General features: G+C 61.2%; 18 protein-coding genes and 1 pseudogene. 3 read left to right on the top strand and 16 right to left on the bottom strand.

The genetic code is table 11. The features are described 5' to 3' along the window. Positions 1–468 precede the first annotated feature (468 nt). The gene (locus ABIB00_RS19695) at positions 469–909 is read left to right on the top strand and encodes an NlpC/P60 family protein (protein WP_247445812.1); all 441 of its coding nucleotides are present in this window, start codon (positions 469–471) and stop codon (positions 907–909) included. 554 nt (positions 910–1,463) lie between these two features. Here ABIB00_RS19695 and ABIB00_RS19700 read toward each other — a convergent pair. From ABIB00_RS19700 to bioB, 16 genes and pseudogenes are all read right to left on the bottom strand, one after another. Further along, entirely contained in the window at positions 1,464–1,784 is a 321-nt protein-coding gene (locus ABIB00_RS19700) for a DUF736 domain-containing protein (protein WP_354105511.1), read from the bottom strand. Positions 1,785–2,335: 551 nt separating this feature from the next. After that, positions 2,336–2,818, bottom strand: coding sequence for a hypothetical protein (locus tag ABIB00_RS19705; RefSeq protein ID WP_354105512.1), 483 nt, complete (start codon positions 2,816–2,818; stop codon positions 2,336–2,338). A 138-nt stretch (positions 2,819–2,956) separates the two neighbouring features. Beyond that, a complete protein-coding gene (locus ABIB00_RS19710) occupies positions 2,957–3,880 on the bottom strand; it encodes a DUF2493 domain-containing protein (protein ID WP_354105513.1) in 924 nt (307 codons plus the stop codon). A gap of 332 nt (positions 3,881–4,212) precedes the next feature. Beyond that, positions 4,213–5,274 (bottom strand): DUF7146 domain-containing protein, encoded by a 1,062-nt coding sequence (locus tag ABIB00_RS19715; RefSeq protein ID WP_354105514.1) that lies wholly within the window; start codon positions 5,272–5,274, stop codon positions 4,213–4,215. Then, a complete protein-coding gene (locus tag ABIB00_RS19720; RefSeq protein WP_354105515.1) occupies positions 5,274–9,623 on the bottom strand; it encodes a strawberry notch-like NTP hydrolase domain-containing protein in 4,350 nt (1,449 codons plus the stop codon). The genes ABIB00_RS19715 and ABIB00_RS19720 overlap by 1 nt, the downstream gene beginning before the upstream one ends. 185 nt (positions 9,624–9,808) lie before the next feature. Then, positions 9,809–11,924: pseudogene (locus ABIB00_RS19725) on the bottom strand (ParB/RepB/Spo0J family partition protein). A 107-nt stretch (positions 11,925–12,031) separates the two neighbouring features. Further along, on the bottom strand, positions 12,032–12,988 hold the full coding sequence (locus ABIB00_RS19730) for an ArdC family protein (protein WP_247282179.1): 957 nt from the start codon (positions 12,986–12,988) through the stop codon (positions 12,032–12,034). Positions 12,989–13,801: 813 nt separating this feature from the next. Next, a complete protein-coding gene (locus ABIB00_RS19735) occupies positions 13,802–14,323 on the bottom strand; it encodes a thermonuclease family protein (protein ID WP_354105516.1) in 522 nt (173 codons plus the stop codon). Between the two features lie 291 nt (positions 14,324–14,614). After that, positions 14,615–17,086, bottom strand: a complete 2,472-nt coding sequence (locus ABIB00_RS19740) for an ATP-binding protein (RefSeq protein WP_354105517.1) — start codon at positions 17,084–17,086, stop codon at positions 14,615–14,617. Continuing rightward, positions 17,083–17,328 carry a hypothetical protein gene (locus ABIB00_RS19745; protein ID WP_354105518.1) on the bottom strand — a complete coding sequence of 82 codons (246 nt, stop codon included), beginning with the start codon at positions 17,326–17,328 and terminating at the stop codon, positions 17,083–17,085. The genes ABIB00_RS19740 and ABIB00_RS19745 overlap by 4 nt, the downstream gene beginning before the upstream one ends. A 255-nt stretch (positions 17,329–17,583) precedes the next feature. Then, positions 17,584–17,778 (bottom strand): hypothetical protein, encoded by a 195-nt coding sequence (locus ABIB00_RS19750; protein ID WP_247282183.1) that lies wholly within the window; start codon positions 17,776–17,778, stop codon positions 17,584–17,586. 654 nt (positions 17,779–18,432) lie between these two features. Further along, a complete protein-coding gene (locus ABIB00_RS19755; protein ID WP_354105519.1) occupies positions 18,433–19,695 on the bottom strand; it encodes an adenosylmethionine--8-amino-7-oxononanoate transaminase in 1,263 nt (420 codons plus the stop codon). Continuing rightward, positions 19,695–20,327 (bottom strand): dethiobiotin synthase, encoded by a 633-nt coding sequence (gene bioD / locus ABIB00_RS19760; protein WP_354105520.1) that lies wholly within the window; start codon positions 20,325–20,327, stop codon positions 19,695–19,697. The genes ABIB00_RS19755 and bioD overlap by 1 nt, the downstream gene beginning before the upstream one ends. Beyond that, positions 20,324–21,478, bottom strand: coding sequence for an 8-amino-7-oxononanoate synthase (locus ABIB00_RS19765; RefSeq protein ID WP_354105521.1), 1,155 nt, complete (start codon positions 21,476–21,478; stop codon positions 20,324–20,326). The genes bioD and ABIB00_RS19765 overlap by 4 nt, the downstream gene beginning before the upstream one ends. Positions 21,479–21,504: 26 nt before the next feature. Continuing rightward, the gene (panD, locus tag ABIB00_RS19770) at positions 21,505–21,909 is read right to left on the bottom strand and encodes an aspartate 1-decarboxylase (protein ID WP_354105522.1); all 405 of its coding nucleotides are present in this window, start codon (positions 21,907–21,909) and stop codon (positions 21,505–21,507) included. Between the two features lie 47 nt (positions 21,910–21,956). After that, on the bottom strand, positions 21,957–22,952 hold the full coding sequence (gene bioB / locus ABIB00_RS19775) for a biotin synthase BioB (RefSeq protein ID WP_354105641.1): 996 nt from the start codon (positions 22,950–22,952) through the stop codon (positions 21,957–21,959). A gap of 126 nt (positions 22,953–23,078) precedes the next feature. Here bioB and ABIB00_RS19780 point away from each other — a divergent pair, with 126 nt between their 5' ends. Beyond that, on the top strand, positions 23,079–23,717 hold the full coding sequence (locus tag ABIB00_RS19780) for a GntR family transcriptional regulator (RefSeq protein WP_354105523.1): 639 nt from the start codon (positions 23,079–23,081) through the stop codon (positions 23,715–23,717). Positions 23,718–23,878: 161 nt separating this feature from the next. Further along, the gene (locus ABIB00_RS19785) at positions 23,879–24,238 is read left to right on the top strand and encodes a Dabb family protein (protein WP_247351102.1); all 360 of its coding nucleotides are present in this window, start codon (positions 23,879–23,881) and stop codon (positions 24,236–24,238) included. Positions 24,239–24,268: the final 30 nt, after the last annotated feature.

Here is a 24,268-nt window from a genome sequence, read left to right on the forward strand (position 1 = left end):
TCTCGTTCGCTCATCGCGATGTGTATTCCGAGTTCTGGGTCAACCTTGACGCGGCAAGAGTACGACGCCGCCGAGTCGCAGAGTGAGAGGAAGGTGCTCGCCGTCCTCTTTGTTGGTGACCGAATTCGCGCGGCACTGCCGCCACGCAGTTGGCAAAATAGGTTCGCGCGCCCAAAGTGTAAGCATGAACGTCAACGACGGCAACGGCGCCAGGATTCCGGCCCATCGGGACCGGTGCGGTGGTTGCGCGGGCGCACCTTCCGCAGATAGCCGAAATAGAAGGCCGCCGTCGCCCATGTACCTCGCAACCAATCGGCCGGCTTTCTCGATTGCGACACAGCAGGGATTGTTACTGCCGATTATTCGCCGGAAGTCCTCAGGTCGGAGTGCCGTTGCTCTGTTGACAATTGATGCAGCCACGGCAAGGCAGTAAGATACCTCAACGCTCGAGCACGAAAGTTTAAGATTATGAAGACCGTGTCTGCGGACATGATACCCGACCACTTCTGGAGGATTAGGTACAATCAAGAGCACGATCCAGATACGCCAATTCTGCCGAGCCTTTCAGAGAGCCCGAATTGCCAGAACTTCGCCTACGCGCTGCTTAAGCATTTCGGGTATGACGTTTACCCATTTCGGTCGAGCAACCTGTGGGAGGACACCACCGACACCTGCTTGGTGTCAGATGAATTGAAGCCGCTCGACCTCTTGCTTTTCAATCGAACGGAAAACCCTTGGGGAGCACATGTCGCGCTCTACCTGGGCGATAACCAAGCTATTCATCTGAGCAAGAAGCAGTCCGCTCCGGTGATCTGGCCGTTTGCTCAATTTCTCGAGCTTCCCGAATATCGAACCTTCGTTGGCGCAAAGCGGCTCCGCCAACTTGCGCGGACCGATACTCGAAGGTAGTCTTCGCAATGCTGGTCACTCTGGCGGACACGCAACGTCTGTTCATGTCCCCCTGCCTCAAAAGTACCGAAGCTCGACGGGATGAGGAACGGTTGCGTTTGACCGGACGGCTAGATTGCTATCCTTCTTGCCTTCGTTTGATTCGTATCCATTCGGTTATGGCTGGCTGCATCCTAACGAGGCCACGTCCTGCTAGGGCGATCGCTGCTTGCTCGCGCTGTCGCCTCGAAACAGCTTGAGTCCGTCAATGGCTCGATTGGAGTCGCGCTCGCACGACGCGCCTGCCGGCGAGCGCCAACGTCGGAAATGGCAACGTTGAGCTCGGCATAGCGACTTCCCAACGCCCGGCGGCCGCTTCTCGTCTTTGTCTCATCCGGACCGACGAACATGGTTTCGGCTCCTACGGTTGCAAGGCCTTTGCGGTGAATGTTGGCGGCGATCTCCCCTCGCGGAGTGGACGACAAAATAGTTTTACCTCGAGCAAGATCGACTGCAGCCAAGGGTTCAAGAAAGTCCCCGCCCGATCAACTCGGGCGGGGCTTTGGACCGCGGCCTCACTCCCCGTTCTTGCGCGGCCGCGACCACAAGAGCGTGTAGCCCTCGCCGCCTTCGTCGTCGAACAGGTTCGCGTAGATCGGCGCGTTGAACGAGGGATCGTCGAGCTTGAGCGAGAGGTAATCGCGGCCCTCCTCGGAGCGCTTGGACCAGGCCGCCCCGATCTCCGCCCGGCCCACGTAGATGCGGTGGCTGGGAGCGTTGTCGTTGGAGCGGTTGGTCTCGGCGACGATGCGGGCGCCCTTGGCCTGCAAACTCAGGGTGACGATCTCGCCCTGGAAATCGTTGCCGACTTTCTTGAAAGAACCGATGTTAGCCATGTCACTTCTCCTGTTGTGTTTCGAGCCCGCGACCACCGCGGCCTCGATGGCGATCTAAAGGCCGAAGACGATCGGCGACGCACCCGCTGGCGGGCCGGAGCGCAGCGGAGGACGCCGTTGGAGCGACTTTCTTGTCTCGCGAGGAATGGGCGCCAGCCCAGGGGAAGAAAGTCGCTCCAACGGCGTTGCGGCTCAGACGATCGAGGCGCAGCCGCTCTTGGGCCAGATCGAGCCATCAAAGAGGCCACGTGCGTCCGCGTGCTGAACCGCAATCTTAAGGAGAAGATTTGGCGAATCTCGGTGTGGTGAGCAAGAGGTCGGTACGGATCCGCGCAGAAGGAGAAACAATCTGCCGCAAAGGGCGGTATCGTCCCCGCAGAAATGATCGAGCACGGCGCGCCTCACCGCAGCTATGCGGGCCAGACAGAGATTGGTGGGGCTTGCTTAAAGGCTTCGAGGAGAAGCGCGGTTACCTCTCGCTCAAGCTCGACGCTCTCTCGTTCAACCTGGTCTCTCTGTGCGAGCTTGCTGGACCTGATGGCAACGACGCCTCATTGCTCGTGCTTGGCGGCGGTAAGAACTGGTCGAGGTGTATTCTCCACCACCCCGGCCGAGTCCGATGGGCGGGTCCTCGCGAAAAAGGTCAAACGCGCCCATGCCGTGCCGCCGATGCAAAGCGCACCTACGCAAGCAAAGGCCTCGCGCCAAACCAGCGAGGCGACCTCGATCTGCGACAGGGCAAACACCACATGATAGCCGGCGATTGCCGCGGGGACCGCGAAGACGGTTGCGATCGCGACGCGCAAGGTCAAGGACTGACTAACGGCGAGAGTGAGCTGACCAGCGGCAAGCGTCAGCGCGCCAGAAACAATTCCGATAAGCAGTGCGCCAAAGACGCCCGCGCCATCACGAAATGCCGACATTCCGACGGTAACTGCGACGAAAAACGGCAAGGCATAGACCGCCAGCGCGAACATTAGCCAGCAGAACAAACCGATGCCAAGCGTATTGAGGGCAAGCCCAAGGGCGAGCATGGCGGTGGCTCCAATGCACAGACGTATTGGTCGCGCCTCCACCACCACCGCGGCGCGGCTTTGCACGTAAAATCGAAACGAGGCGAAGTTGCGGCGCGCAACTCCATCTTGGTCGGCTTGGAGGCGAGTAGACGGCGCTCATGCGCCGCCGAACTTCCAAACGGGAATACCGAGCCGCTTCGCCTTGTCAGCGAGATTGTCCTGAATTCCCGTGCCCGGGAAATGCATGACGCCGATCGGCAGGAGTTCGAGCATCGCATCGTTGCGCTTGAACGGCGCCGCCTTGGCGTGCCTGGTCCAGTCGGGCTTGAACGCGATCTGTGGCACCTTGCGGCTCGTCGCCCATTTGGAGGCGATCAGTTCGGCGCCCTTGGGAGAGCCGCCATGCAGGAGGACCATGTCCGGGTGCTTGGCATGAACCTTGTCGAGGCGATCCCAGATGAGGTTGTGGTCATTGAAGTCGAGCCCGCCGGTGAGTGCGATTTTCGGTCCTGGTGGCAACAAGACCTCGGTCTCGGCGCGTCGTTTGGCGGCAATGAAGTCGCGGGAGTCGATCATTGCCGCGGTGAGCGTGCGGTGGTTGACCAATGATCCCGATCGCGGCCGCCAGGATGCGCCGGTGTTGACCTCAAATCGTTCGATGGACTGGTCGCGAAAGAGCTCCAGGCAGTTGCGGCGCTCGATCAGCGTGATGCCTTCGGCTGTCAGGCGCTCAAGCTCGACCGATCGCACTTCGGAGCCGTTCTGCTCGCGTTGGCTCTTCTGCTGCGCCTGTTCGTTATTATCGAGCTGCCGCTCGATGCGGTCGACGGCACGATGGAACAGGTTGACTGTCGACCAGAGCAGATCGTCAAGATCCGGCTCAAGCCGCGTGTCGCTCAGGGTTGCGACCAAGGCGTCGAATATATCCGCGACGGCGCCGCCAATCATCTTGCCCTCGGGGAGCGGTCTTGGATCGGGCTGGTCGTCGAATGGACGATGGCCGAAGAGCTGTAGTTCGGTGATGACGTGGTCGGTCGGAGAAGAGTTGTGCGGCGGTTCGATGTCTTCATGGTTGGTCACGGGAAGAGGTCCTTGCCGGATCGGCCGCGACCATCGCGGCCTTCGTGGCGATCCTCTGACGGCGGGCGGAGCGTGCCAGAACCCGAAAGGGCCGAAGCGGCAGCGGAGGATGGCGGAGGCCGGCTATTTTGCTTCGCGATGCAAAGCGCGCTAGCCAAACGTACGATGTGTCTTCACATCGCAGGCGCGCGGCGGAAAATAGCCGGACGCAGCCATTGCCGGCCCGCACCCGCTTGCCGTCCGATCGTCCTCTAGAAGGCGCAAGGTCGCGTCCTCTTCCGGTATTGGCCTCGCCTATGACTGGCCCATCAACGTCGATTGAAGACCGGGAGCTATTCCGCGGGCACCGTCGAGGAATGCAGGAAGCGAACGACGTCCTCTGGCACGAGCTGGAGCCGCAACGCTGCTCGGACGGCATCGAGGCCGAAGACATGGAGATCTTCGTTGAAGTCGCCCAGCCGGGGCGACAGCGCGATTGCTTCAATGCCGGCGTCCGCTGCGCGCTGGCTGAGAGTCGCCTGCACCACATCGCCGGCAGCATCGAGATCGCGGGAGATGTAGAGCCGGCGCAGCCCATTGGGAAGCACCATGGCTGAGAGGTGATTGGCCGAGAGCGCAGCCGCCATGGGCATGCTCGGCAGCACGTAACGAAGCGAAAGCATGGTTTCGATTCCCTCGCCGGCAGCGAGCACGTCGTCCACCATGCCGAAGCGAACCGCATTGCCGAGGAGATCGCCCATCGCGCGTCGTGGGGTATCGATCGGAGCTTTGCCCAGCCGAATGCGATCAAAGCCGTCCGGGTCGAGCCAGGTGCGATGCACGCCAGTGATCCTGCATTCGAGATCCGTGACGCAGGCGATCATCGCCGGCCAGGTCTCGGCTGGCAGGTGTTCGTCGGGCCGATAATAGCAGCGCGGATGGAAGCGCAGACTGCCACCATGGTGCACGTGGGCGATTCCGCGACGCTGCAAATATGTTTCCACCAGCGTCCCCTCGATCGGTTGGGATATCATGAAGAGCCGTCTCGCCGCCTCTTGCGATCCAGCCGGTGCTAACGGACGAGCGGGTTTCGGGGCGACCTCCGGTTCACTACGAGCCAGCCTCAGAAAGCGCCTCGCCTCCTCTGCGACCTCCCGGAAATCGCGCAAGCCGCATGTTTCACGAATGACGTCGAGAAGATCGCCATGCTCGCCGGTTGCGGCGTCGGTCCATTTTCCGGCAGGGCCTTTCGGCAAATCCTTGAGCCGCACAAACAACGAGCGGCCAGGGGTGTTGTGGACATCCCCGACCAGCCAGTACCGGCCCTGCCGCTTGCCGTTGGAGAGATAGTGGCGGCACACCGCCTCGGCCTCGCGCGCGAGGCGGCGTGCCAATTCGCAAGGCTCGCGACGCATCAGGCGGCCTCCCGCTCACTGGCACGCTCGACCGGATAACGGTCGAGTACCTTGGACAAAATCTCGACACCGTTCCCGTCCGTGGGCACGAACATGCGCAGCTTCCAGGAGATGATTTCTCCAAAGAGGCCGTAAGCCCGCAAGCGATCGCGCATGGTGTCGTTGAAGCCCGCCAGTTCGAGGCGGTGTGCGCCCATCACCCGGACACGGCGAAGCTGGAGACCCTCCGCAAGTTCGAGGACGGTCCGCCCCTCCATCAGCGCGGCGAAAGCGGCGTCTGGCGCGAGCGCCGGCGCGTCAGCCGCAAGGACATTCGTGACCCAGGTAACCGAGACCTTGCGGCCGACGATCCGCTCGCCCGCGTCGCTCTGCAGCCGATAGACGCGCGTCGACTCGTTCGGCAGCCGCTTCCAGATCGGCAGCAGCAACCCGGTCACGATGTGGATCGTGCTTCCCGTGAACGCTGGGATCTCGGTAAGCTCCGCCAGCCAGGCCGCGGCGAAGCGTCCGCGGTCCACTTCGACCCAATGGCTTTCCGCCATCATTCTTAAGGGGACGCTATGCTGTTCCACGGGCCGGATCAGGCGGACGCGCCGCTCGATCTCGCCGTCATCAAGCATGAAGCTCGGAGCCGCGACCTGCACCGCTGCTCGTCCCGAGCGCTCATTGATTAACAGGATGGCTCGAGGATCGGAAACATGAGCGAGAGCGTCATCCAGGCTCACAGGATGATTGCGCTGGCGCTGGGTGATGGTGAGAAGCCGGGTCTCGGCGCCAGTGCCCGGATGGACATAGATGGTCCGCCGGTCGGTGACGGCAAAGCTCTCGGCGCTGAGCGTTTCCAGTCCGACGTCATAGCTGCCCGAGGCGACAGCGCCCTCGATCCGGGCGGTCAAGAGCTGCTCGAAGACGGTGAACAGAACGTTCTGAAGATCGATCGTGAGGGCCAGCAACCTGTTCAGGAAAGTCGTGATCGGAGGCAGGTCATCCCTGAGCCCATTAGCATCCGTGAGCTTCAGGCCGGTCGCATCCTCAAACCGCTCGAGCGAGCAGCCGTCGACCTTGCCCCGCGCCAGCAGCGTGTAGAGCTGGCGCAACGCGTCGCGGCCGTACCGGCTTTCGAGATTGTCCTCGGGCCGGAACAGGCCCTGCCCTCCGGTCTGGCGTTGGCCACGCGTGATGGCACCCAACGTATCAAGCCGGCGCGCGATGGTGCTGAGAAAGCGCTTTTCGGCCTTGACGTCGGTCGCGATAGGACGAAACAGTGGCGGCTGCGCCCGGTTGGTCCGGTTGGTGCGGCCGAGCCCCTGGATCGCGGCGTCCGCCTTCCAGCCGGGCTCGAGCAAATAGTGGACCCGCAGGCGGAGATTCCGCGCCGACAGCTCGGCATGGTAGCTCCTTCCCGTGCCGCCCGCGTCGGAGAAAACGAGAATCCGCTTGACGTCGTCCATGAAGGCCGAGGTCTCGGCGAGGTTGGCCGAACCGGCCCGGTTTTCGACCACCAGCCGGTCGCCCTTGCGAACGATGCGGCGCGAGCGGCCTGTGACCTCCGCGACCATGTCGGTGCCGAAGCGCTGGATCACCTGGTCCAACGCGCCCGGGACCGGAGGCAGCGACGCGAGCTTCTCGATGAGGCGGTCGCGGCGAGCGACGGCATCCCGGCTCTCGACCGGTTGGCCGTCGCGATAGACGGGCCGGGAGCAGAGATTGCCCTCCTGGTCGGTGAAAGGCTCGTAGAGCTGTACCGGAAACGAATGGGCGAGATAGTCGAGGACATACTCGCGCGGAGTTATGTCGACCTGGACGTCGCCCCACTCCTCGGTCGGAATCTCAGCGAGGCGGCGCTCCATCAGCGCCTCGCCGGTCGAAACGATCTGGATGACGGCGGCGTGGCCGGCGTCAAGATCGCGTTCGATCGAGCGGATCAGCGACGGCGTCTTCATCGAGGTCAGCAGGTGACCAAAAAAACGCTGCTTGGCGCTCTCGAACGCAGATCGCGCGGCCGATTTGGCCTGGCCGTTCAGCGTGCCGGTCTCGCCGGTGATGTTCGCGGCCCGCATCGCGGCATCGAGATTGTTATGGATGACGCTGAACGCTCCGGCGTAGGCGTCGTAGATGCGAACCTGCTCGGGCGTGAGCTGGTGCTCGATGAGCTCGTACGCGACGCCCCCGTAAGATAAAGACCTCGCCGCGTAGAGACCGAGCGCCTTGAGATCGCGCGCGAGTACCTCCATCGCCGCGACACCACCCTCCTCGATGGCCTCGACGAACTCCGCCCGGGTGGCGAACGGGAAATCGTCGCCGCCCCATAAGCCCAGCCGCTGGGCGTAGGCGAGATTGTGGACCGTGGTGGCACCGGTCGCCGAAACATAGACGACGCGGGCATTCGGCAACGCGTGCTGGAGCCTCAGGCCCGCGCGCCCTTGCTGGGAAGCCGCCCCGGGACGATTGCAAGCAATCGCCTTGAGGTCGCCGCGCTCGCCCTTCTGGCCTGCCGCGTTCTGCATCGCGTGGCTCTCGTCGAAGACAATCACTCCGTCGAAGTCGGAGCCCAACCATTCAACGATCTGCCGCACGCGCGATAGCTTCTCGCCACGCTCATCGGTGCGCAGCGTAGCGTAGGTGGTGAAAAGGACGCCTTCCGCGAGCCGGATCGGTGCGCCCTGGCGAAACCTTGACAGTGGCGTCACGAGCAACCGCTCCATGCCGAGCGCGGACCAGTCGCGCTGCGCGTCTTCGATCAGCTTGTCGGATTTACTGATCCAGACCGCGCGGCGGCGACCCTTGAGCCAGTTGTCGAGCAGGATACCGGCGACCTGCCGTCCCTTGCCCGCCCCGGTGCCGTCGCCCAAGAACCAGCCGCGGCGAAAGCGGACGGCGTTTTCTGCATCGTCGCGTGCGGCCGCGACAACATCAAAGGCCCCATCCACGGTCCAGAAGCCCGCAAGAAACTCGGAATGCGCCTCGCCGGCATAGATGACGCTCTCAAGCTGGGCGTCGGAGAGGATGCCATCCGCCACGACATTGGCCGGCAGGTGGGGCCGGTAAGACGGCTTCGGCGGCGCGACCGAGGCCATCGCGGCGGACTGCACGAGCTTGTTCGGATGCGCATGCGCGTCCGGAATACGGATCGCATGCAGCGCGTATTCATCATAAAGCGCGTCGGTCAGTCGAGCGCCTTCCGGAGGCGTCCACTCGACAGTCTCGTAAGTGAGCTCGACGCCCTCGGTCGCGACATTTCCCGAAGTCGACCATGGTCGCGGTGCAAAGGCGCCGACCGGCCGCGGCGTCCCGGGGCGCCTGATGACGTCGACCACGACGGGGGTGGCGACCGGCAGCCTTGGAGGCACATGCTGGCTCACCCAGCCGAGCAATGTGGCGACATCGCCCGCCATGCCCAGCGAGGCGGGAAGGACTTTCGGGTCTGCGGCAGGCTGCTTGTCGATCACAAGTAGTCGCATGTCGGTCTGCGTTCCGTGTTTCGCATAGACCGCGCCGTCGATTGCGGCAGAAAATACTACCCGCGCGCGTTCCTGGAGGCGAACGAAGGCATCTCGCCATGCGGGATTGTCCGGCGTAAGGCTCGCGCCGGTAACGGCGACCAGACGACCGCCGTCGCAAAGACGCGCCAAGGCTGAGGTGATATGCCGGAGCGCCGCGTCCGCCATCCGTCGATCGACGTTTGCTAGTGCCGAGAACGGCGGGTTCATCAAGACGACGCTCGGTGCGACACCCGCATCGAGATGATCATCGATCTGGGCGGCGTCGAACCGCGTCACCTTAATCTTGGCGAACAGTTGATCGAGCAATGCGGCGCGGGCCTCGGCCAGCTCGTTCAATACCAAGGCGCCGCCGGCGAGCTCGGCAAAGATGGCCAACAGGCCGGTCCCCGCGGAAGGCTCCAAAACTCGGTCGGACGGCGTGATGCCGGCCGCCGTGCATGCGGCAAGCCCAAGCGGGATCGGCGTTGAGAATTGTTGAAGGGCTTGGCTGTCCTCGGAGCGCCGCGTGTGGGTCGGCAGACAGCGCGCGATTCTCGCGAGCATCGGCAGCATCGCGGCCGTTGAGCCAGCCTTGACACGAATTGCGGGACCAAACTTGCGAAGGAACAGAACAGTTGCCGCCTCGCAGACATCATAGGCGGTTTTCCAGTTCCAGACGCCAGTGGCGTCGGAAGCGCCGAAGGCAGCTCCCATGGCGCTACGCAGGACAGCGGCATCGATGCGACGGCCGCGCTCGAGATCAATCACGAGCTGTCGCGCGGCCCTGACGGCGGCGGAGGTGAGACGTGCAGCGGCGCGCACCGAGAGCGGCGCGGCGGCAGCGCCGCCGGCGAGAGATTCGGTCATGGGAGGGTTTCTTTCGGAGAGCAGGAAAGGATCGAACCATCGGGCGCTCTCCTTTGACCCCGACGGCTCAAAACCCTTCCCGGCCCGGCTCTCCCTCTCAGCGCTCGCCCAGAAAAATGGGGACCGGCGCTGCACACCGGTCCCCAAGCATCTACGGACGGCCAGAGCCGTCCAACTCCATGATCTCACTCAGCGGCGTCGAGTTGTTGCGGATCCTCATCCTCGTTCGCGTTCTCCCGATCCTCGTCCTCTCCGAGGAATTCAGGCAGCGGGCCCGCTTCACTCTCCTGCTCCAGTGAGGATACGCCGGACTCGACGACGCGCAGCGGTTCCGGCAACCAGCCCGAACCATCGAGAAGGCGCTCAGCCTCCTTGGCCATGTCGGCCTTCTTCAGGTGGTCGATCAATTGCGCGGACGATTCGCCTCTTGCTTCCCGCACCGCCTCCAGGATGCGAGGTTTGGTGACCCGGCCGAGATAGTTGTCGACGGCGGGCTTCCAGCCCGCTCGGACCATGTCGAGGCGGACGGCGCGCGCGAGCACATCCGCCTGGTCGAGCCGGGTGCGGACGCCGTGGGCGGAGACGCGGCCCTGATTGTAGCGGTTGGCCGGCTCAAAGACGGCGTTGACCGCAAATGACGCACAGTGAGCGAACAGGGACGCCTGTGCGCCGCAATCGAGAGCTGCGAGCGCATCCCAAAGATCGTTCTCGCTGTTCGGCAATCGTGCTTTCCAGGACTCATGCCGCGCCTCAACGGCCGTCGCGGACGCGCTTTCCCTCAAGCCAGGCGCTTGAGCCGGAAAGGTCGGCGTGCGAAGGCCGATCTCAAGGCAGCCGCCGGACGATGCGAAGCGGTAAAAGGCCGTCAGCACGAAGTTGTGCAGCACCGCCTGAAACGCTATCGCAGGATTTTCTGCTAGCGCATCCCGCAACGCCAACGTGCGATGCGCCGTCAGCTCGGTGATCAGCCGATCCGGCAGACGTTTCGTGGCGTCCTCATCATCTTCTTCCACCTCAGGAGCGCCACCCGCGATGGCGATGGCCGTGTGCTGGACGGAAGTACCAGCCGCCTTCCCCTCGTTTGACTGTGTGTCGGCTGCCCGATATCAGGATCGTCTGCCGACATGTCGTCCTCCGGCCGGACGTAACCCCGATCCACCGAGAGGCGGCCTTCGGAATCGATGCAGACGAAGACGCCAGCGCGGACGATCTCGGCCGGATCGTAAATCATTGGCCGGTCTTCGAACGCGACCAGTGCCGCCTCGATTTCGCCGAGACGCTCATCGACCCCATCTGGCAACTCGTCGGCATCCTGATAATCGGATTCAAGCTTGGCCTGCTCCGCGTTGAGGGCGTCGATGGTGGCCTGCTCCTCCGGGGAGAGATCGACAGGTTTGCCCTCCAGCTCACGCAGGCCATCCGTGTGGCCGTAGTGGAATTCGGCCGCGAGCGAAATCCACTTCCAGCCTTCGGCTGCAATCGACTCGGCTTCGGCTTTGAGTTTTTCTGTCACGAGACGGTCGAGCAAGGCAGTGTCCTGGAGCCAGCCACCATCATCGCGCTCGAACAGATCCCGCAAAACGCCGCCACCAGCCTGCTCGTAAGCATCCAGCCCAATGAACTGAACGCGGCGATCGGTCGCGGGCGCGGTATTTTCCGTGAGCATCCGCCGGATCTGATAGGGCTCATCATATCCGGATCGGCTGACGTTCTCCCAGACCTGCTCCTGCCTGGCGTGCTCGGCTGTAACAGAGAAGGCCATGAGTTGCTCGAGGGTCATGCCGCCTTTGGCATAGACGTCGTGGAGCTTTGCCGACACGGACGCCAGCCGGAGTCGTTGCTTAACGACAGCCGGCGTCACGAAGTGCCGAGCCGCGATATCCTCCTCGGACATGCCGGCGGCACTCAAGGTCTGGAAGGCTCGGAACTGATCGAGCGGATGAAGCCCTACCCGCTCGTCATTTTCTGCAAGCGAGTCGTCTTCAGCAATGCCGCCCTCGCGCACGACACAGGGAACCGCCTGCGTCTTCGCCATGCGCTTCTGCCTTACGAGAAGTTCCAGCGCGCGATAGCGCCGGCCACCAGCCGGCACCTCGAACATGCCGGTCTCATTGCCTTCAGTGTCCACGACCGCCCGCACGTTGAGACTCTGCAGGAGCGTACGCTGCGCGATACTTTCGGCGAGTTGCTCGATGGAAATGCCCGCCGTCACATGCCGGACGTTGGACTGGCTCAGCACCAGCTTGTTGAACGGAATATTACGCGAGGGCGACACGTGATCTTTTGGACAGCCTTCGTCATGCCGATTCTCCACGACGGGCGGCCGAGAGCCTCTCTCTCGACCTCCAACCCGTCGCGGAAAACGACCCGCCCTCTCACTCTCGTGCCCGCGGTGACCGGGCGGAGCCTCACGCCGCTTCCTGGTCCGCTTTTTCCGCCTTCATGTCGGCAGCGGGTGCTGGCAAGAATCCAAGGAGATAGTCCGCGACCTTGCTGGCCTGTGAAGCGGCCCGCACAATTGCACGATTGTCCTCGCGCAACACATCGAGCCACGAGCCGATATAATCGGCGTGCCGCACCGTCGGTACGATACCGAGGGACGCGCAACCGAACGCAGAGGCAATTTCCGCGACCAACTCCTCAAAGGCATACTTCCTGGTACCAAAGCTGCCCGACAAGTCGCGGTTGAGACGTGACGGATGGCCGCTGGCATGCGCCAGCTCATGCAAGGCCGTTCGATGCCAGTTGATCGGCTCGAAATAGGCTTGCGGTGGCGGCACCTGCACATAATCTTCTGTCGGCGCATAAAAGGCGCGGTTGCCGCCGATGCGGAAGTCGATGCCAGTCGCCTTGATGAGCTTTTCGACCTTCGGCTCGATCAGGTCTGGCGGCGGAGGCGGCGCTGTTGTTGCGATGTCCGGAGGCAAGCCCTCGCATTGATCGATGTTGAAAAGTGTGAAGCGCTTGAGGAACGGAATGGTCTGCGCTTCCTCACCGTTCTCGCTCGCGCGGCGCTGTTCGTCGACCGGCACAAAGCGGTCGGCATAGACGACGGTCGTGCCGCGCTCGCCCTTGCGAACGTGACCACCGAGCGATAGCGCCTGGCGGAATGTGAGCCAGCTCTGACCTGTGAATGCGTGTTCAGTGGCAGCCCCCCAGAGAATTAGTATGTTAACGCCGCTGTATTGGCGGCCGGTCGCGGCGCTTTTCGGCATGGCCAAAGGCGCCGTCGCCGCCGCGGTGCCCCAAGGCTGCACCCACGGCACACGGCCGGCCTCAAGTTCGGCGATGATCTTGTTGGTGATGTCGTCATAAAGGCTCGTCCGGTCCTCACCGGTGCGCGCCCGATAATGATGTCTGGACATCGCGGATCTCCGCGACGGGCGCCGCGAGCCTCTCTCGCAGCCTGTAACCCGTCACGGCAAAACCGCGCGACACTCTTACTCTCAGCCTCTCATTCAGAATGCGACATTTGCGACCCGGTCCGCCTTCCGTCCCAAGTTTTCAGAACTAGATACTGAGATGCCTGGGGCCGCAGGCCCGACCGGGCGTGCGCCAAGAGCGCATCGCCTCGACGGGAAATGGCACCCGGAGAGCGTGAGCATAGCGACCCGAAGGGGCACGCGGGTCCGAGTGCAGCGACGAGACCGGTTCAATAGTGGCACCCGGGAACGGGGCAGTGATAGCGATCGCCGCAGGGGAGCCCCTTTCCCGAGTGCCCCCGGCGAGGAGCTCCGCGGCTCTTGCGCGAGGGATCGAAGCCGGACGGCCGAGACGCAACGCGGCTCGGTTCAACGAGAGCCCGATGCGGCGGAAGCCGCACGCGCACAAGCGGAAGAATTCCACCAGGGCTTAAGTCGGAGGACCTAGATTTCCTCGCGGCATTGGTTTGCGCCTCATAGATCCTGATCTGAAGCATGGGAAAACGCTTCTTTAGTTCTTCCACCTGCCCTGGCGCCGTCTGTGGTTGCAAATTCGGCGTTGAGCCGGCCGTCCACTTCAAGCGCGTAACCAGAGGCCGGCAATTCACCTGTCGCTGCAACCATTTCATTCCCATTTGCAGTGAGGTGATTGGGAATGATGGGTAGCGTGAGCCGCCTAAACGGCCCCAGAGCCACCTGCCCAAGTGCGGTGATCGGCCAACGCACGTTGTGGATTGGCGCCTTGCGAGGATCGCATCAAGGATGGGCATTTGCATCGTCCGAACAGGCGGACGGCTTTCCACTTGCGCGGATGCATGCACGATAGAGCCACGGCTCGACGTAGCTGCCCTTCCAAAGTCCTCGGCCCGCGCGCTCAGCCTCGCGCTGAGCTTCGTGATACCTGCCCTTCGAGTATTGGGGCCAATCCAGCGCAAGACCGTTGCGTACAAGCCAACCACCGAGATCCTTGCCTGCGACCGAGCAGGTCGCGACGGTGCGGCCATACGGGTCGAGGCTGACTGGAACACAATTGACGGCACTGCGGCCAATGAAGGCGTCAAGGTCGTTCGCCGCCTGAGCACCACACCGATATTGTAAGCTGTCGTCGCCACGGCACAGCTGGCCGCTCTCCGGTGCATCGATGCCCCAGAGCCGGATGCGCACTCCATGTACTTCCAATGTGTCGCCGTCGATAACACTGGCGTGGCCGACAAAATCGTCGGCCAACGCTACGCTCGACAGAATGGCGATAATCAATGCGACAGAGGTTCGACGCATTCCAATGACCTTCTAGCTACCGCAAATCTCGCGGCTTGAATTGTGGCCAGTTCGCGAGTGGCTTCAGCGCTGGCAGGTTCGCAGGCCGCTCGGGATAGTGAAACTCCGCAAGGAGGCCGAGGACAAACCTGACCATCAGGCTGAGTGGAACTACATGTCTCCAGTTCCGCGCGAACAAGAACCGAAGCCGGTTGCACCTGCGGCTCCTGCGAGGCGATCTATTTTCGATGGCGTTGACCGCTAATCAGGCCGGGCTCATCGGTGCCGGCAAGAGGACCTCACCACCGATGTTCAAAACTTTTGGCTAAGCGAGCGATAGTAGCGGTACTGACCCGAGCCGGCTGGGTGCTCGAACTGAAAGCAGCTTGCGAAACTCTCAATCGCCTGCATCACCCCTTTCAAGGAAGGGGCAGTGAAGGCGTGGGTCTGACCAGTGGACCAGTGGGACAGGTAGTTGCTCACGATGGTCGCTACAGCGGTGCCGAGACCGGTGATCTGGGCAGGCTCCAACACCAGGCGGCGAGCAGCATCGTGGAGATCGACAGCTGCCTTGATGGCGTCGATCAAGTTCTTTGCCATATGTTTGTCGTCGTTAAAAGCAATGGCAATCGGTACGGGTACGCCGACCTTTGAGATGACTTCCTCGAGTTTGAACTCCAGATACTGCCTGATCCGCGGAGCAGCATCGTCCGTATTACCGGTGTCGAGAAAGGCGTGGGTTGCATCGCGGACTTTGTGGATCGCACCCGACTGCGGCAGGACGGCCGTCCGCGCGGTGCCCTGGATGCATTGATGCCACCACTCTCCCTCATTCGCGTTAGTGTTGAACAGCTTTTCGAGAACGGTGTCATGGCTCAGCAGAACTACCTGTGGACCGCTGGGGACGCCGGGGCGGGCAAATTGTCCTTTGATCACGTTCATCAAATGAAACTGGTGCCCGGAATCGAGGCTCGATGTTACATCATCGAGAATGAGAAACTTGGCCCCCACCCCGTAGAGCGACGCCGCCGCCAAGTAGACGCTGATCGCAAATGCGTTGCGATAGCTCTCAGAGAGAACGGCTTGAGCTGAAATGTCTGGCAGGGTCCAGAATTGTGCGAGGGAGATAGAGAGATCCTCGCTACCGACACGCTTCTTCAGTGCTGGCACGACATCGGTGAACATGATCGCCGCGAAGATGGTCCGCGTGACCGGTTCTATGGCGATGAGCCGACGCGCGCTTGTAGCGGATTCAGAGCTGGCGAACGATGAGCTCGCGGCGTCGAGAAAGGTCTTTACCCGGGCGATACGCGCAAGCTCCGCGCCGACGGCGGAATACACCTTCATGGCGGCGCGCAAGTCCGACAGATTCGTCTGAAGACGACGTGCGGCTTCAGCCTTTTCGACAACGGCCGTGAGTTTGTCGGGCAAGCTCTTCTCCAGAGCCAGCTTGCTATCCGTGAGCTCTGCGACCTTCGCGTCGGCACGATCGGTCAGCGTCTTCAGCCATTCAGTAACGGCACGTGCACGCGTGCCGTCGAGGGTTCCCTTGACGCCGATGTCCTTTGCCTCGGCAAGGTGGGCCACCTCTTCAGGTCGGCGACCCAACCGCTCCAGGTCTTCGAGTTGATTCCAGCCCCTTTCGGTCCACTCTTGAACCAGATTAGCCGAAGCCGCCTCAACCGCCTCGAAGTCGGCGAGTTTACGACGAACATGATTGAGAACCGAATTGGTGTCCAATCGGTCGCACGCCGGGCAGACGCACTTATCCGCCCAGGAGTCATCGGCAAGGATGGTTTCGCTGAGGCCGTAGAGCTGATGGAACAGATCCCCTTGGGTGACCTGCAGCGCAGTGTCGCGGGCGTCCGCTAGCTCGATCAAACGCCCGGCATCCTCTTCGCTTGGCGCGGTTTTCGCCGCGTCAATCCAACTCGTTTGATCGCGGAGGATTTTCGCGAGCTGTTCTCTTGCCTCACCACCCTCGGCGGTCTTTGCGGCATCGACGCAAGCCGACGGGTCGATCTCCTCGAACGTGCGACCCTCGCAAATCGGCCTAAGCAGCTCGACGCCATGAAGGGCGGAATGAGCCTTCGCGAGCATCGTCCTTTCGGCTTCCGCCGGATCATACTCGTCTGCGACCAGCGCCGTGTAGGCCTCCTTGATGTTGGCCCGGGCGCGCTGTGCGGTAACGGTCGCGCTGTTTTGAGTGGCCTCCTTGGCGGCCACGCCGAAGTGGTTGTTGAAGGCCTTCGTGTTCGCAAGCGACGCAAGACCCTGTCGCAAGGCGGAGTAACGCTTCAGACCGAGCAGTCCGGCAAACGATCGACCGCGCTTCTGCGGTGAAAAGTCGATGAAGTCCTGAAAGGTCTTTCCGTCAAGGAGGACGAACTCGCGATTGATATCAGCGAGAATGGCGTCTCCATCTGCGCCGTTGCTCGCCGAGACAGTCCGGGCGCCTGCGGCATCGCGCTGGACGGTTATGGTGACCTCCGCGCCACCGGCGGCCGGCTCCAAGGTCAGAGCGACGGTCCCGACGCCACCACTATGGAAGCGGTTAAGATAGTAGGATGGTCCCTTTTCGGCTGCCGGTAGATCCTCCAACTTCGGAATTCGACCGGTAATCGCATAAACGATGGCGTCGAAGATTGATGTCTTTCCGACCCCGTTGGGCGCGGAAATCGAGTTGACGCAATCCGGTTTGAGTTTGAGTACGAGCGGTGCGCCCTCGTTGTTGATGCCGCGAAACCCTTCGATGGAGACCCTTTGAAGATACCAACCGCTCATTGTGCGGCGCCTTGGCTGGAGAAAGGTTGTTCGGGCTCGACGGGCGCGGTCGCCGCGTACAATGCGTCAAGCAGTTCGCCTTGATCGAATGGGATTTCTAGGCTGATCTTGGAGAGCGACGCAGACAAAACTCTTGCGATAGCATCATCGACTGTCTTGAGTTCGCTCGTGAATGCAGAAATATTTTGATCGACTGTTTGAGTGTCATCGATCTCAAACGCAGTTAGCCTGTCCTTAGCCATTGTAGCCCCCCGGCGTCTATCCACTTTGGATATCTACTCGATTCCGGCATTCAGCCGCGTGATAGGTCGGTTCTGAGGCGCGCTGCCGGCGCAGCGCCGCTACTCCACCCGATTATGATTGCTCGCGGTCAGTCCACCGAGCTCAGAATGCGCAGCATCTCACGGCGAAGGATGAGCGGCTGGCGCAAATTGCTCAATCGACATATCGTGCGTGACCGCCTCCGCCTACCGGATCTGTGCAGTGCAAAGCGCTCGCTATAGTTCGCAGGCGTCAACCTCCTCGTCCGAGAACTTCTCGGACTCCAGCTCCAGCCTGTTCTTCGCCCCTTCCAGCTCCCCGATTATGAGGACGTAGTCTTCGAACGTGCTCGACGGGCCGATGTGCGTCTCGATCAACTGCCGCAGCTCGCCCGCGAACTGATACTTGCTGACGGTCATTCGCTCGACCATGCTGCAATCCCCGCCGCGCTTAAGCCCATCAGAGACGCAACAATAAGCACTAGACTAAGGTAAAGCAGAAGCTGAAAGATCAAGTCACCGTCGCGGTCCAACATCATATCTCCCAGCGGCGTTGCCCCATGTTCTGGCTGTGGCACGCTGACTTTGCCAGATCTTGCGCCTTTGTTCCCCAGACATTGTACGCAACGAACAGTCTCGATCAAATGAGAGTGTTGTCTCGGCTTCACATTTGCGTCGTTTCAGCATTACATTGGAGCACTTCAGACAATCGATCAATCCAATAAGTCCCGTGATCGCGCCCAAATGCTGTTGGATCTCCGGCTTCTTCGGTGGATTTCAACGCCTCTGCTGTTGGAGACCTGCGGTCAGCACTGGTCCTGCTTCGTGATCGTGCCGGAAGCCCCGCGGCGGCAGCAAGATCAAAAATCTGATGCGGACTGACATCAGGAACTGCGAGCCATCAAGCCGGCTTGCGCCACCGACATGGTCCGTCACTCCCAAGCTTCATTGGTCAATTCCCGGGAAGTCACGGACTTCATTAACGCAAGCGTGCTTTGTACCGGAGACCGTCTTTCGGCCTTCTTTCTGAGATGATGAGAATCGCTACGGAGGAGGAGCGCGAGTCCGAACTCGAAAAGCGCGCCTTCAAGCCAGCGCATCGGCTGCATCGCTGATGCCAGCGTAGATTTCGTCGAGATCTGCCGCGGTGACGCAATAGGGAGGCATGACGTAGATGGTATTGCCGAGCGGGCGCAGCAGCAGATTCCGGTCGTTAAAGAAAGCCTGAAGCTTCGGACCGATGTCCGCCAGATAGCCGCCATCGCCCGTTTTCAAATCAAGCGCTGTGATGGTCCCGGAACGACGAACGTTTTCAAAGCGCGCGTCGGCGCGGAATGGCTCAATTGCCAGCTCTTGCATGGCGGCGAGCGAAGCGGCGCGCTCGCGAAAGTCCCGATGCCACCAAAGATCCAGGTTCGCGTTTGCAGCGGCACAGGCTACCGGATTCGCCGTATATGAACTCGAATGATAGAACGTACGCATACGATCTTTCGAATAATGCGCGTCGAAAATGTCCGCACGGCAGAGCGTAACCGCGAGTGGGAGCGCCCCTCCCGTGAGACCTTTCGAATAGCAAGCGATATCGGGCGTGACATTGGCCTGCTCGCAAGCAAATAGCGATCCGGTGCGGCCCCAGCCGGTCATGACCTCGTCGGCAATGAACAGCACGTCCGACGCCTCACAGATCCGCTTCATCACTGTTAGCACCCAGGCTGGGTACATCAGCATCCCGCCCGCCCCCAATATCAGAGGCTCCACAAGAAAGGCGGCTGGCATTTCGTTTCGACACGCGGACTCGAGCGCAACGAGTGTCGCCTGCTCACGACCTCTCGCAGGGAACGGGATCGAGGTAACATCGAACAGCAGCGGACCGTACGCCGCGTTAAACACGCCTCTGGCACCAACGGACATCGCCCCAACCGTATCGCCGTGGTAGGAGTGTTGCATTACGACAATGCGTCTTCGCTGCTGACCGATATTATGCCAATACCCGAGTGCCATCTTCAAGGCGACTTCGACACTGGTAGAGCCGCTGTCGGAGAAGAAGACATAGTCGAGACCACGGGGTGCGACTTTCAACAGTTGCGCAGCAAGCTCTTCAGCCGGATCGTGGGTATAGCCGGCAAAGATGATCTGATTGAGCTTACCGGCTTGTTCCTGAATGGCGCTTACAATGTGGGGATGGCAATGACCATGCGTTACGACCCACCAGGATGAGATTGCATCGATAATACGGCGTCCATCTGCGGTGTGCAGATAAGCACCATCAGCACGCACAACCTTTGTCATTTCGCCTTGAAGCGCGTGTTGCGTGAACGGATGCCAGATCGGCGACTTTGTCTTCGGCATCACGGATTGAAATCATCAGCACGGAATGAGGCTTGGAATGCGGCCTGCAGCGTGTCTGCCGTGAGGGGAGAAAGCCATGGCAATCGCCCTAGCCAGCGCACCCGCCCCATCTCGCGAATCGCAACCTGAGTCTCAGCATTTCTTTCGCCAATGAAGGCCATCCCAAGAATGCGGATATCACGTTTTCGGAGAGCCTCTATCGACAGCAGCGAGTGATTGATGGTGCCCAGCGCTGTGCTTGCGCAAAGCACCACTGGAAGCCGCCATTGCTCGAAGACATCAATGTAGAGTGTGTCGCCGCTCAGCGGCACCATCAGCCCGCCCGCGCCCTCGATCACCAATGGCCGCTCCCCGGTATCGGGCACATCGAGCAAATCCGCCTTGATGCGAACTCCGTCAAGTTCGGCAGAATGATGGGGAGAAGCGGGGGTCCGAAGGCGGTAGCGTTCCGGCAGGATGCGGTCGGCCGAGAGGCCGCCAAGACAAGAGACGACCTCGGTATCGGTTTCTCCCTCGAGGCCAGCTTGAATCGGCTTCCAATAGTCCGCTCCGAGGAGATTCGCGAGCCCCGCGGAAAACACCGTCTTTCCAATTCCGGTACCTGTGCCCGTTACGACGATTTTGGCACTCATTGAAGCTCGCCTTTCGTCTCCTCGATCAAGGCATCGAGCATTGCACGCACGTCGTCCTCCTTCACGTTAAGCGTCAGTGAAATTCGCAACCGGGCCGTGCCCGCCGGCACGGTTGGCGGCCGGATTCCGCGAATATCGAACCCGCGAGCCTGCAATGCAGAGGCGAGCCGCATCGTGCGGGCATTGTCGCCTACGATGCATGGTACGATCTGCGAATCCGAAAGACTTTTCCAGCCGCGCTCTCTCATCTCCCGATGCGAGAACGTGACCAGCTTGGTGAGACGCTGCTGTCGCTCGGGTTCCTGCTGCAGGATTAGAATCGCCTCCCTCACGGCGACAGCCATCAGCGGCGACGGCGCGGTCGCGAAGATGAATGGACGGCAACGATTGACCATAAAGTCTCGCAGCACGCCGGACGCAGTGACGAGCGCGCCGGCCGCGCCCAGCGCCTTGCCGCAGGTATGAACGACCAGCAGATTTTCGCGTCCCTCATAGGGCGCGGTGAGCCCTCGTCCCTGCTCGCCGTAAACGCCTGTTGCGTGGGCCTCATCTACCATCAGGAATGCATCATGCCGGTCGGCGAGCGCGACCATATCCTTGAGAGGCGCAAAGTCGCCGTCCATGCTGTAGAGACTTTCGACGACGATCCAGATGCGGCCCATTCCGCCACCGGCCCGCCAGTCACGAATCGCGCTTTCGACCGCCTCCGGATCGTTATGCGCGCTTGTCCGGAAGTCGGCCCGGCCAGCTCGCGCGCCTTCATGAATACTCGCGTGCACCAGAGAATCGAGGACGAGCAAATCGCCCCGCTGCGGCAGCGTTGTCAGGACAGCGAAATTTGCGACATAACCGCCGCCAAAGAAAAGCGCTGTCTCCGCCCCAAAGAAACTTGCAGCGTCTGCTTCGAGACGTTCGTGCTCATCGCAATTGCCGCGCAAAAGCCGCGACCCGCCGGCACCGATCGGTGTACCGGCCTCGATCGCGTCCAAGACAGCCTTTTTCATGCGCGGTGCGCTCGCCAGCGCGAGATAGTCGTTCGACGCGAAATCGATCCCCGCACGCGGCTTGAGGCCGCGCAGCCGGTCGTCTTCTTTCAGGGCGTGCAAGGCTACGACATAATCGGCAACTTTGGTCGCATGGATTGGATTCATTCGTCACTCGACAGTAGCGATCGATCTTACAAAGGGTCTGATGGCGGCGAAGAACAAGGCTTCAGTTTCGGGCCCTTGGCTTCTGGCAAGATGCGATTGTCTTGGTCGACCAGCACAACGTGCGGCTTGAAATTGTTTGCTTCGGCTCCGTCAAAGGAGGCATATGCAACGATAATAACTTTATCTCCTGGCATCGCGAGTCGCGCAGCCGCACCATTCAGACCTATGATGCCTGATCCTGTAGGCGCTTCGATCACATAGGTGGCAAACCGCGCTCCAGTATCGACGTTGTAGAGTTCAACGCGTTCGTTGATCAAGAATCCAGCAGCATTCAGCAGCGCACGGTCAATCGAAATCGAACCTTCATAGTGCAGGTCGGCTTCGGTGACCGAGGCGCGATGGATTTTGCCTTTCATCAACGTAATCTGCATTTCTCGCCCAAGCTGGATTGCGCGCGGCCGCGCGATGCTTGATTGATTCAGGCCAGGCTGGACGCGATGCCGAGCCGGTCCAGCAAGTTCGCGTCGCGATCGCGCCGCGGGTTCTTGGTGGTCAAGAGCGTGTCGCCGATGAAGATCGAATTCGCGCCGGCAAGAAAGCACAGCGCCTGCAGTTCATCGGTCATATACTGCCGTCCAGCGGACAACCGGACGACGCTCTTCGGCATCATGATCCGAGCGGTCGCCACCAGGCGGACCAGCGCAAAGGGTTTGGGACGCTCCGCGGTGTCGTTGACCGGCACGCCCTCGACCTCGTTCCACATGTTGATTGGAACGCTCTCCGGATGGCTGGGTAGATTGGCGAGCAGCACGAGCATGCCAAGGCGGTCCTCGACGCGCTCGCCCATGCCGATAATGCCGCCGCTGCACACCTTGACACCGGCCTCTCGAACATGTGCGAGTGTGTCGATGCGATCCTGCAAAGTACGCGTGCTGATGATCTTGCCGTAGAACTCCGGCGAGGTGTCGACGTTGTGATTGTAGAAGTCTAGTCCAGCCTCAAAGAGCTGCACGGCCTGGTTCGGGGTCAGCATGCCGAGCGTGACGCAGGTTTCCATTCCAAGACCTTTGACCGCGCTAACCATATCGCAGACCTGATCGAGATCGCGGTGTTTTGGACTGCGCCAGGCCGCGGCCATGCAGAAGCGGCTTGCGCCGGCATCTTTGGCGCGCTGTGCGCTGGCGACCACATCGGCGCAATCCATCAGGCGGGTCGCTTTCAGACCGGTCTGGTAATGCGCGCTCTGTGAGCAGTAGCCGCAATCTTCCGGACAGCCGCCCGTCTTGATGCTGAGCAGGCTTGCGGTTTCGACGTGGTTTGGATCGAAGTTGTCGCGGTGAACGCTTTGCGCCCGAAACATCAGGTCGGCAAACGGCAGGCTATAGAGCGCTTGGGCCTCGGCGCGCTCCCAGTTACTGCGAACCTGTGCGCCGTCTCTACTGTCGTTCCGCTCTACTCTCCCAGAGGCAATCATTAAGACTTGCGTTCCCATCCATGATTGATAGTAGATAATACTGGCGATTATCTATGATCATTGGTCTTGATCTTGATGCTAATCCGCGCCGCCTGCAAACGCACTCACTTTTTTGATAGATAATCTATGATGATCGACCGCGAGAGTACGACTGTTGCCTGGCGCATTGCCGAGTCAATCGGAGAGCGCATCGTCAGCGGCGCCATCCAGCCAGATGCCCCGCTGCGGCAGGATCATGTCGCGCGGGAGTTCAACTCGAGCCACGTCCCGGTACGCGAGGCTTTTCGGCAATTGGAGGCGCAACATCTTGTCGTCGTTGTGCCCCGTCGTGGCGTTCGGGTTGCCCCGCTCGATACCAATTCGGTGAAGGAGATCGCCGAGATGCGTGCCGCGCTCGAGGTGGTCGCGTTACGCAATGCGGCGCCAAAGCTCACGTCGACCCATTTGGCACGGATTGAGCTTGCCCTGATTGAAGGAGACAATGCCCAGACGATTCAGGATTTTGAGATGGCCAACCGCGCCTTTCACCAGGCGCTGGTGGCGCCGTGCGCGATGCCGCGCCTGCTCGCCAGTCTCGACGGACTACAGCTTGCGAATTCGCGATTGGTGTTCGCGATGGCGCGCAATGCTGGGGGGCGACCGCGATCCAATCAGGATCACCGCCTGATTCTGCAGGCACTGCGAGCGCGCAACGTCGATCAAGCCTGCAACCTGCTCGCACGCCACATTCAAACGATTGAGCGCCTTGCCCTTCCCGCGTCCTGACCAGAATGAGATTGGCGGGCTCCGCTTCAGGCCGCAGGCCATCGCAAGAGTGTCAAACCCTGTCTGTTTGCTGCGCGAGGCGGCATGTGGCACTAGCGTTGCAGCGGGCTCGATTCCAAGATAGCTATGCGATCTGCTCGCGATTTAACCTATGGCCATCCATGATCCGTCACATCGTCTTGTTTACCGCCAAGGATAAGGCCCATATCGACCAAATGATCGAAGGCCTCTCGCTTCTCACCAGGATCTCGCATGCCCGGCGGCTCGAGATTGCTCGCAATCGCAAGGCCGACCAGTTCGGCAACGATATCGACGTCGTGGTCTATGGTGAGTTCGACAACGAGACGGAACTCGCAGCCTACAAAGCGCATGACCTCTACCAGGAATCGATCAGGCGAGCACGACCGCTGCGCGAGCTGCGCCTCGCGGCCGACTATGACGTATCAACAGATGCGCGTTTCGTCTCAGCGGCAGGCGTAGTCCAACTTAGTCCGCGCATCGTATCCCCCGACGGGGCTTAGTCTGACAGTCAATCTCGAGAGCTTGCGGCG

Source organism: Bradyrhizobium sp. LB14.3 (assembly GCF_040547985.1).
GTDB lineage: Bacteria > Pseudomonadota > Alphaproteobacteria > Rhizobiales > Xanthobacteraceae > Bradyrhizobium.

Excerpts from the sequence above, each read along its gene's own strand:
- ABIB00_RS19715 (WP_354105514.1), bottom strand. The coding sequence starts at position 5,274 with ATGCGTCGCGAGCCTTGCGAATTGGCACGCCGCCTCGCGCGCGAGGCC.
- ABIB00_RS19755 (WP_354105519.1), bottom strand. The coding sequence starts at position 19,695 with ATGCCGAAGACAAAGTCGCCGATCTGGCATCCGTTCACGCAACACGCG.
- ABIB00_RS19785 (WP_247351102.1), top strand. The coding sequence starts at position 23,879 with ATGATCCGTCACATCGTCTTGTTTACCGCCAAGGATAAGGCCCATATC.
- ABIB00_RS19740 (WP_354105517.1), bottom strand. The coding sequence starts at position 17,086 with ATGAGCGGTTGGTATCTTCAAAGGGTCTCCATCGAAGGGTTTCGCGGC.
- ABIB00_RS19730 (WP_247282179.1), bottom strand. The coding sequence starts at position 12,988 with ATGTCCAGACATCATTATCGGGCGCGCACCGGTGAGGACCGGACGAGC.
- ABIB00_RS19745 (WP_354105518.1), bottom strand. The coding sequence starts at position 17,328 with ATGGCTAAGGACAGGCTAACTGCGTTTGAGATCGATGACACTCAAACA.
- ABIB00_RS19695 (WP_247445812.1), top strand. The coding sequence starts at position 469 with ATGAAGACCGTGTCTGCGGACATGATACCCGACCACTTCTGGAGGATT.
- ABIB00_RS19765 (WP_354105521.1), bottom strand. The coding sequence starts at position 21,478 with ATGAATCCAATCCATGCGACCAAAGTTGCCGATTATGTCGTAGCCTTG.
- ABIB00_RS19780 (WP_354105523.1), top strand. The coding sequence starts at position 23,079 with ATGATGATCGACCGCGAGAGTACGACTGTTGCCTGGCGCATTGCCGAG.
- bioB (WP_354105641.1), bottom strand. The coding sequence starts at position 22,952 with ATGATTGCCTCTGGGAGAGTAGAGCGGAACGACAGTAGAGACGGCGCA.
- ABIB00_RS19735 (WP_354105516.1), bottom strand. The coding sequence starts at position 14,323 with ATGCGTCGAACCTCTGTCGCATTGATTATCGCCATTCTGTCGAGCGTA.
- ABIB00_RS19705 (WP_354105512.1), bottom strand. The coding sequence starts at position 2,818 with ATGCTCGCCCTTGGGCTTGCCCTCAATACGCTTGGCATCGGTTTGTTC.
- ABIB00_RS19750 (WP_247282183.1), bottom strand. The coding sequence starts at position 17,778 with ATGGTCGAGCGAATGACCGTCAGCAAGTATCAGTTCGCGGGCGAGCTG.
- bioD (WP_354105520.1), bottom strand. The coding sequence starts at position 20,327 with ATGAGTGCCAAAATCGTCGTAACGGGCACAGGTACCGGAATTGGAAAG.
- ABIB00_RS19720 (WP_354105515.1), bottom strand. The coding sequence starts at position 9,623 with ATGACCGAATCTCTCGCCGGCGGCGCTGCCGCCGCGCCGCTCTCGGTG.
- ABIB00_RS19700 (WP_354105511.1), bottom strand. The coding sequence starts at position 1,784 with ATGGCTAACATCGGTTCTTTCAAGAAAGTCGGCAACGATTTCCAGGGC.
- panD (WP_354105522.1), bottom strand. The coding sequence starts at position 21,909 with ATGCAGATTACGTTGATGAAAGGCAAAATCCATCGCGCCTCGGTCACC.